Source organism: uncultured Gimesia sp. (assembly GCF_937919775.1).
Taxonomy (GTDB): Bacteria; Planctomycetota; Planctomycetia; order Planctomycetales; family Planctomycetaceae; genus Gimesia.
In genome coordinates, this window is record NZ_CALFPF010000764.1 from 1 (window position 1) to 9,411 (window position 9,411).

Sequence of the window (9,411 nt, forward strand, 5' to 3'; positions counted from 1 at the left end):
GATAAATCGAGGCATGAATGTTCCTTTATCTGAGAGGGGGTCTAGAAAGAGCAGTGGCAAGTCTGTATGGTAATTTCTCAGCGAAAGCTTGTCTGCATACTAGGAAAGCCGGAATCGAAATTTTATGATGCTTACGATTGCCTTTCAGGAGAGTGTTTTCTTTTTGGCTCCACGGTTCTGTTCGGACCATCACTTTTGAACTTCACGCAGGAGTTAAGACATGTTGACAAGCTTGATTGTGCCGATTGTTTTGTCTGCTGTGGCATTATTTTTTGCCAGTTTTCTGTCCTGGATGGTACTGCAACTCCATCGTGCTGACTGGAAAAAACTGGAGAAGCAAAACGAGTTTCTCAAAGTTATGACGGATCTGGAAGTTCCGCCGGGCAGCTATATGTTTCCAGGCTGTGATTCCCCGGAGGAAATGAAGAGTGATGAATACCAGCAGAAATGGCAGAACGGGCCCTGTGGCATCATGACGGTTTTTCACAAAGTCAGTATGGGAAAAAACCTGGTGCTGACCTTTGTCTATTTTCTGGTCGTCAGTTTTGCATTGGCTTATCTGTCAACACTGGCGATTGTTCCCGGTGCGGAGTTCATGGTTGTTTTCCGATTCGTGGCGACAGCCAGCTTATTGACTTTTTTATCTGCCATCGTGCAGCATGCGATCTGGTTTCATAACCGAATTATCGGACACATCATCGAATCGATTATTTACGCTGTGATTGTGGCATTGATCTTCGGACTGATGTGGCCCGCTGCCTGAGACGATCTTCTGCTGAATTATAAATAAACCACTAAGGAAATAAAAATATGACTGACGTTCTCCCGCTGTCTGGAAAAAAGTTCTTACTGTTTGTGGGTGAGGATTACGAAGATCTCGAACTGTGGTATCCCAAGTTTCGCCTGGAAGAAGCCGGCGCAGAAACAGTCATGGCGGGTCTGGAATCGGGTAAAACGTATCTGGGAAAACATGGCTATCCTGCTGTTTCCGAAGCCACGATCGACAGTATCAACTCAGCAGACTATCAAGGCGTGATCTGTGCCGGCGGGTGGATGCCCGATAAACTCAGACGCTTTGAGAAAGTCTTATCCCTACTGACTGAATTTCATGAGAGCCAGAAACTGATCGCCGCGATTTGCCACGGAGGCTGGATGCCGATTTCAGCCGGCATCTATCAGGGAGTCAAAGTCACCGGATCACCGGGTATCAAGGACGATCTGATCAACGCAGGCGCGATCTGGGAAGATGCATCTGTGACCGTTGATCGTCATTTTGTTTCCAGTCGACGGCCGGGTGACCTGCCCGACTTCTGCCGGGGCATCCTGGAAGTATTACTGTAAAAAAAGATGATTTGCTGCAGACAAATGTTCTTTGTCTGCAGCTGGTTTATTCGAATACTTTTTTTGCCTGCTGTTGAATTTCGGCATTCGCATGCGTTTTCAACTGTTTTTGCAGGTCTGCATCAACCAGTGTTCCCAAGAGTTTTTGCATCTGAACGGCTTTCAATAACGCCAGTGCGCGGGATTCCGTTCGGAGCAAAGCCTGTAGTGCTATCGTGCGATTTCGGGGAGTGAGATCGGGAATCGCGGTGATCAGTGACTGCGTTGCTTCCGGCAAATCGATATCCCCCATGCCACTCACGGCTCCCATCTGCAACTCCGCCTGTTTGGGATCGACCAGATAGCGTTTCAGTTGTGCCTGACACGTTGCGAAATCCAGCATGGCGATCATCCGCAGCGCATCATAGCGGGTTCCCGCTTTAATTTCTGTGTCATCGGCCATCTTGACGGCTTGAAGGAGTGCATGTTTCCAGCGGGCAGCCAGTTTCAGATCCTGTTTGAGGATCGCTTCTATTCTGGTACGAGGCCAAGTACCGGCAATCGTGATTCCGTTGATAATCCCTCCGCCAATCACAACCGCTTGCCAGCACTGCAGCGTTCCCTGATCTTCGGGCAATGACGCTTCCAGTAATTTCCGAATTTCCTCAGGCTGATTCTGCTTCCCCAGTGCAATCGCCTGCCGCCAGATCTCGGGAATTTCACGGTACTCATCCGGAGTACCCACTTTGACACTGGCTACGAGCGATTTGATTTTCGTGACCGGGTCAACAGAAACGGATTGCGGCTTCAATTCTCCGGGCCTCACGGGAACGGCCTGTTTTTCATTCCCAATTGAATTACCGGCAACGGATATTTCTGAAAGAAATAACCAGCCTTGCTTGCTCTGAAAATCAATCCGGACGAAGCGTGCCTGTTGCTCCGGCAGATTGATGTCGACGGTGCGTGAGTCGATTTCATAAATTCCCAGACCATCAGGGTGATCGTCAAACTCTGAGAACTTGAGGGGGTTCCCAAACTGCTCACCATTATTACTGAAGGAAACCAGGACAGAAGAAGGCGCGTGTATGGAGCCCGGTTCATGATTGACGCCATACACAATTTTCAAGGAACGGACCGGCATTTTTCTGCCCAGATCAAAATCAATTCGAGGCTGTGGTTGTTCGCCGGCAAATCGGAATCCGACCCAGTTCCCGTCATTAAACCGTCCGGAACCCGGGGATCGATTGACCAGCTTCAACTTCTTCGGATCATCAGGATAGTTCACATCCGGAGTGACAGCGCCCACATACTTGTACTGGAGGGGGGCACAGTGTTCCTGCAGATAGACCAGCAGATCCGCCATCGCTTCCGGCGAAATCTCACGTTCTAATCCTTCCGGCATCAGCGATTTACCGGTGTTGCTCAATTCTTCAAGTTGTGTCCTGAGAATCGTCTGTACCTTCCCCTGCTGTCCTTTCAAGGTAATGCTGTTGCTTTGTTCGGACACCAGAATCCCGGTATTGATTCGTCCGTCATCGGTGACAGCCAGATACGATGCATAACGTCCATCGACGGCTTTATTGGGATCAAGAATCGAGGTCAGCAGAAATGACTTTGACTGATCCGTCAAGGAAGCCAGATCCGGTCCGACCACAAATCCTATACCATTCAATTTATGGCAATTCGCACACTGTTTCTCAAACACTACACTGCCACGTTCAATACTGGCCTGCTGCAGCTCAATCGACTGATACTGTTTGAGGACCGCCTCTCGGCTGGCATTTGTGGCTACAGAGAATAATTTTCTGGCACGTAAGCTGAGCTCCTTATTTTTATGATCGATCAATCGCTGCCGACTGGTCAAATCAATCTGCGCAGTCTGAATGTCTTTCTGCTCAACTCTGTTTAATAATTCGACCGTCGTCGATTCGCGTGCCAGCAGTTGGTTGAGGACTTCCGCCTGTAACGCAGGAGTAAACTGCTTCCAGTTCGCGAGAACCGTGTTAAGTGCTTCCGTTTTCTGCGTATTGATTAAACTGCGCAGCGCTGCCATTTGAATTTTCAGGGGAGTCTGAGGAGTTAATAAATCGGAGATCAACTGCAGATCTGCCTGACTTTGTCCGGCATTCATCACGAACTCAATCGCAGCAATACGGTCACTTTCAGGACTCGATGCATTAGCAACCATTAAACTGGCCCGTTTGTGTAATGTCTTGATTTGCAGAGTGATTGCCGGATCCTGCTTGAGCTTCACGGCATTTGTCGCTTCCAGAATTCGGGACAAAGCCGCCCATTCCCAGAGGGGAGTCTGCTCAATCTGAACCGCGTGGGACAATAACAACGACGCGATCTGCTTCAGGGCAGCAGCATCTTTTGTCGCGACAGCCATCCCCAGTAATGCATCAAACACAGGCAGCAATTGGGGTTTGCGACTGATTTGCGGCATTAGAACAGCAATCGCCGGTGCCAGACGATTCGGTTCGAAACTGGTCAGTACGGCCGACCTGATATAGACATTTTCTGAATGCTGTTCCATCAGCTGTAACAACGCCTGCGTTGCCGCTTTGCTGTTTAATTCGCCAAGAGAGTAAGCCAACTGTAAAATGACGGACAAATCCGCTTCCTGTTTCACACGTTGCAAGACCGCGTCTGCTAAAGGCGCTGAACCATTCAAAAACGGTTCTGACAATCGCAGGGCCTCTCTCCGAACTCCCGGATGAGTATCCTGCAGTCGCGGCAGGAGCATTTCCGTGTCCAGTGTTTTCAAACCATCCAGCGTACATAACGCCTGTAGACGAGATTCAGGCAAATTCGCGGCTGAGGCGATGGACTTCAATTCCGGAATGGATTCTTCATCCACTCGAAAAATTAGTTCCTGCTGCACCATATCGCGTAACGTACCATTACTGCTTCTGAGCAGCTTTGCGAGATCCTGCGATCTCAATTCTTTCAAATTTGGAATGGGTTGATACTGCTGCTCTTTACGAGAAACCCGATAGATCCGGCCCCGTGTTTCTCCGGCGCGAACATTCAGTTTCTGCACTGCTTCGGGGGAAAGAAACTTGGGATGTTCGATTAAGTAACGGTACATATCCACGATCAGCAGCGACCCGTCGGGCGCGGGTCTTGCCTGCACAGGGCGAAACCAGTTATCGGTCGACGTTAAAAATTCCCGCTCCTGTTCTTCAGGCGCCCGTGTCCCGAAAAAGGTGACCCCTTCTGGGTGGATGACCTGACGATGCACAAGCTGATTGACCGGTTCACAGACAAACGCATTTCCATAAAATGCGTTGCCTAATTGACGATCACGGTAGAGTCCCAGACCACAGGCGGAAGTCGGCTGTCCGCGTTGTCCGCTTAAATGAAACTGAACCAGTTCCCCTACCGGATAGAGCTGATTGGCACCATGATCGCGGGGAATGGAAACCTCGGGAGGAGGCGAAACAACAAACGGATTTTTTTGATAATAGGATTCGTTGACGGGATAATAGACGCACAGGCTGCCGTTACGACAGCCGAACCAGTTCCCCCAATCATCTCTCACGCGCCCCTGCTGAGTGCGACCGCTGACTGGTTCGAGCACTCCCGTTTCGGGATGAAAGCGAAAATCACGATTCGTCACGTTCACCGTCTGACCATTAAACGACTTGATGATCCCGCCAAACAAACCACCCGAAGCGTAAACCCAGTGATCCAGTCCGGGAACCAGGCTATTCACCCGCGCCTGATAATTATGAGTCGCGAATCCGGTTAAAATTGTTTTCTGCAGGTCGGCTTTTCCATCGCCATTCGTATCTTCTGCATAAATCACATCGGGAGCCGTACAAACCAGAACCCCCTGCTTCCAGACCATCAGTCCGGTAGGAAAGGGGAGCCCTTCCAGAAAAACGGTCGCTTTGTCGTAGACGCCATCCTGATCGAGATCTTCAAGAAATTTGACAACGCCCCCCGGCTTCAAATTGCCATCGATGCCGTTCGGATAGTCCCGCATTTCGACCACCCATAGCTTCCCGTCAAGGCCGAATTCTACCGCCACCGGATCAATCACCAGTGGTTCTGCCGCGACCACTTCCACTTTGAGATGGTCTGCATAATTCATACGAGAAATCGATTCCGCCGGAGTCAATGCCCGCTTGCCCCCCGTGCGACTCGCATCTTCAGTAGCCTGATACGAATCCGGTAATTGCCGATCCACTTCGTCCAGGATTTTTTTCTGTAATCCGGGTGCGAACGGACCAGGCAGATCGTACCAGACCATCGCACTTTGACCTTCATAGCCCCCCTCCTGCAGGACCCGCTCGGAGGGAATATAACAGGGAACATCATTCGCATAGGAAGTGACCCACAATTTCGCGCCATGCTGTTGCTTGATCGCCAGGGAATAATCGACGACGACTTCTCCTCCTAAGAAAATCATCGCCAGCTCATCGCCGAACACCCACGATTTCACCGGATAGCTGATTTTGTCGGTTAAGAGCTGGCCCTGGGCAAGGCGTTTGAGATTCTTTTGCGCGTGATACGCGGTGATCCCTGTTTTTTGCGCCCGCTGTTTCCACTCATCCAGTGCAGGCAGTTTGTCCAGAGAGAGTGTGATTTCTTGACTATCAGACTTCAGGTCTCCCGAAAGAGGTGTTAAGTCCGTTTTGAGTCGCTGGCGGACCCCGTCTGCGATGCCCTTTCCATTGACGCGGGCCGCCCCCTGATCATCGCCTCTGACTTTCGGATTTTGATCGGCGCCACAGCCAATCACCACCATCGCCATACACCCGGGAAGATCGGCTTCGATGCCTTCCACTGCGCAGCCGGCCCAGTCGCCGGACATGAAGGGAACTCCCCCTAACGTGGTACAATGGCAGGCATAGTTCACAAGGATCGCACGCGATTTTCCGTCGATACTCTTGACCTGCAGAATCGGTAATTCATGATCTGTGGGCCCGGTAACCTGCCGACGATTTTTGGCAAAGGTCGCCGTTCCTATTCCCCACTCCAAAATAGAGGGTTCCGTTTTGTGGATGGCCTCTTCTGCGACTTTGGTCAGCAATAGCGTCAGGTCTTGTGTGTAACGATCAATCCCCGCCTGTTCGGAAGCAGTCAGATCCTTTGTAAACAGGTTGGGGAGTACCCCGGTGAGCATCGGTGCCGAGTGCGTGTGCGTGGAACAGATCACCAGATTCTCAGGAGAGATCGAATACTGTTCTTTCAGATTCGCGACAACGGCTTTTGTCACGAAAGCTGGTACCCCACAGTTATCAACCGAAATCAGGACCTGTGGTTGATGATTCTGTGATTGAATCGCGATCGCACGCGCCCAGAGTTGCTGCTCGACTCGATCGATCGGTTTTGTACTGCGCGAGGCATATCCACTTAATAGAACAGGATAGTCGGGAGTAATCTCAACTTTCGCAATTCCCACTGCATAGGTTTTCGTATTTTCAGCAGATAAACGGGAAATGCAACCGCCTGCGACGATCACTGCCATCATAATTCGAAGTACAATCATTTGCTTCCTCTCGATATCCTCAAAGCAGTCTCCGTCTCAAGCGCAACAATCTGTCAGAAATTCATTAATCAGTTTCAGGATCTCCTGTCTCCTGAAGACTCATTCCTTTATCATCTGATCATGAACTCAGCCTATCCAGTTTAACGGTCTGGCTGAGGCACTATCAATCCAGTGATGCGTCAATCTATTTCATTTTTGCGACACCGCGGAAAGTAACCATGCCTCGTTCTGTTACTCCACAGGTTGCCATTTTTATTGAAACATCAAAAACATTTGGACGCGGAATTTTGCAGGGTATTTCCACCTATTCGCGAACTCATGGCCCCTGGTCCGTGTACATAGACGAATGGGGACCAGCGACTTCACTCCCCGATTGGATGAATCATTGGCAAGGAGACGGCATTATCGCCCGAGTGCGATCGCAACAGATGGCAGAACGGCTTCAGAAAACTGGCGTCCCGATTGTGGACACACTGCATCAAGTACCTGACCTGGGACTTCCCGGTGTTTATTCTGACGATACTGCGATCGCACAAATGGCGTTTGAACATTTACGGGATCGACACCTGAGACATTTTGCATTTGTGGGGGTAGAACGAGCCAACTAGTCAGTGCGCCGTCGCGATGCGTTCGCAGAAATGACAAGCCAACAGGGATTCGAGTGTGACATTTATTCTCCACTTTCTCGCAGGCGTTTTGTGGAAAGCTGGAATGGTGGCCAGGAAGATCTGGCAGACTGGCTGGAATCGCTGCCGAAACCGGTTGGCTTAATGGCTGCGCATGATTTGCGTGCTTTGTGTGTTCTGGATGCCTGCCGCCGTCGGAATATTGCCGTCCCGGAACAGGTTGCTGTCGTCGGCGTAGATAACGATGATGTCTTCTGCGAAGTCGTTGACCCCAATCTCACCAGTATTTCTCATCAGGCGGAACAGATTGGTTATCAGGCAGCCGCACTGCTCGACCGTTTGCTGCAAGGTAAAACCGCGCCTGCCCAGCCAGTCATGCTGCCTCCCCGAAATCTGGTTCCGCGCAGATCAACCGACATCATCGCCGTCGACGACGTCGCCATCGCTTCCGCACTGGAATTCATCAGACGCAATGCCTGCGCACAAATCAATGTTTCCCAGATTGCACAGCATGTGAATCTCGCCAGACGTTCCCTGGAACGTCGCTTTGTGAAACTGGTCGGCAAAACACCACATCAGATACTGGCAGAAGAACGACTCCGCCGCGCAAAACAACTTTTGATTGATACTGATTTCACACTCGAACAGATCGCTGCCATGGCTGGTTTTTCCAGTTCTGCTTATCTCAGTGTGGTTATCAGGGAACATGAAAATTGCACACCGACTGAGTTTCGTCATAAAACATTTCAATCAGGGAAGTAACGAAGTGCACTCTAGTTTCAATCAGCCACGTACCAGTATTGTCAGCCTATTGACCGCCGATTAGTTTACACGTAAGATTGTCGCAGTTCATGTCTTCTATCAGGATTTAAGATGTCACATAGAAATTTGCAACAAGAGATTGGAAAGAAACAGCCCTTCGACTCCCTCGAACAGGCAGCGATTCTGAACATCTTGCGTACAAGTGATATCTTTCACAATCAGTTCGGAAGGTTATTCAGACCGTATGGCTTGACCCCTTCTCAGTACAACGTGCTGCGGATTCTGCGTGGAGAAGGCAAACCGATGCCCTCTCTTGAAATTGCTGATCGAATGGTGCAAGTGGTTCCGGCAATTACCGGCCTGATCGACCGACTGCAGGCACAGAATCTCGTAAAACGAAAACGCTGTACCGAAGACCGGCGTGTCGTTTACATTGAAATTACACCGAAAGCATTAAGCCTGCTGAAAGAGATTGATGAGCCTGATCTTAATCTACACCGTAAACTCATCGGACATTTAAGCTCGGACGAACTTTCAGAACTCTCTCGATTACTCGAAAAAGCACGTGCATCACTGGTTTGCACAAAATAAAGCCGGGCTTTTCTTAAGCATATAAATTATATGCAAAGTTTTCCTGTTTGACTTGTTTGCGTACTCACAACCCAGATCCGAAAAGCATCCGAAATCTTGCGCAAACCGGAAACCAAGGCCCATTTATCAGCACAACAGGATCTTCCAACCCAGTCTGTACAGCTCAACCAAACACCACAAAAACATGCAAATAAAAACCAGCCGACAAGGTTGTTCACACACCGAAAAAAAGCCACCTCTTCCTGGCAGAGGGAACTTTCAGCCAGAAATGGTGTCTCTCAATCAATAAAATAATCGAAATGTCAATTAGTGGACTGAAGTTTCCAGAAACTGGTCTGTTTGAATTAAATAAGTAAGAAATGAAACCTGACTGATCCGATCAGAGTGAAGTCATCGATTCTTTCCTGTTTTTTGATCTAAAACTCAGAACTTTCGCTATGATCTTCCATTTAATGGCGGTTATTTTGTAGACAGCATTCATATAAAAAATTGCCGACCCTTTATCCCTCTAATCGAATGTCTACTTAAACACAGACGTGCCTGACCTCTTGAAAAAAAATCATTTCATTCTGCAGATCGATTGAGTAAATTAGAAATCTATCCTGATCCTTA

Annotated in this window: 6 protein-coding genes; 5 read left to right on the plus strand and 1 reads right to left on the minus strand. The window is 49.4% G+C overall.

Features of this window, described 5'->3' with window-relative positions:
- Window positions 1-220 precede the first annotated feature (220 nt).
- The gene (locus Q0294_RS21700; protein ID WP_299469630.1) at window positions 221-763 is read left to right on the plus strand and encodes a hypothetical protein; all 543 of its coding nucleotides are present in this window, start codon (window positions 221-223) and stop codon (window positions 761-763) included.
- Between the two features lie 47 nt (window positions 764-810).
- The gene (locus tag Q0294_RS21705) at window positions 811-1,341 is read left to right on the plus strand and encodes a type 1 glutamine amidotransferase domain-containing protein (RefSeq protein ID WP_299469632.1); all 531 of its coding nucleotides are present in this window, start codon (window positions 811-813) and stop codon (window positions 1,339-1,341) included.
- 46 nt (window positions 1,342-1,387) lie between these two features.
- On the opposite strand, the gene Q0294_RS21710 is transcribed toward Q0294_RS21705, so the two are convergent.
- The gene (locus Q0294_RS21710) at window positions 1,388-6,820 is read right to left on the minus strand and encodes a neutral/alkaline non-lysosomal ceramidase N-terminal domain-containing protein (RefSeq protein WP_299469634.1); all 5,433 of its coding nucleotides are present in this window, start codon (window positions 6,818-6,820) and stop codon (window positions 1,388-1,390) included.
- 218 nt (window positions 6,821-7,038) lie between these two features.
- Between Q0294_RS21710 and Q0294_RS21715 the strand changes: the two genes are divergently transcribed.
- The 3 genes from Q0294_RS21715 to Q0294_RS21725 all read left to right on the plus strand — a co-directional run bounded on the left by Q0294_RS21715 (window position 7,039) and on the right by Q0294_RS21725 (window position 8,799).
- Window positions 7,039-7,428, plus strand: a complete 390-nt coding sequence (locus Q0294_RS21715; protein ID WP_299469636.1) for a hypothetical protein — start codon at window positions 7,039-7,041, stop codon at window positions 7,426-7,428.
- A gap of 3 nt (window positions 7,429-7,431) precedes the next feature.
- Complete coding sequence (locus tag Q0294_RS21720) at window positions 7,432-8,208, plus strand: substrate-binding domain-containing protein (protein WP_299469638.1); 777 nt, start codon at window positions 7,432-7,434, stop codon at window positions 8,206-8,208.
- Window positions 8,209-8,319: 111 nt separating this feature from the next.
- Window positions 8,320-8,799: a MarR family transcriptional regulator gene (locus tag Q0294_RS21725; protein WP_299469640.1), complete on the plus strand. Its 480-nt coding sequence runs from the start codon at window positions 8,320-8,322 to the stop codon at window positions 8,797-8,799.
- Window positions 8,800-9,411: the final 612 nt, after the last annotated feature.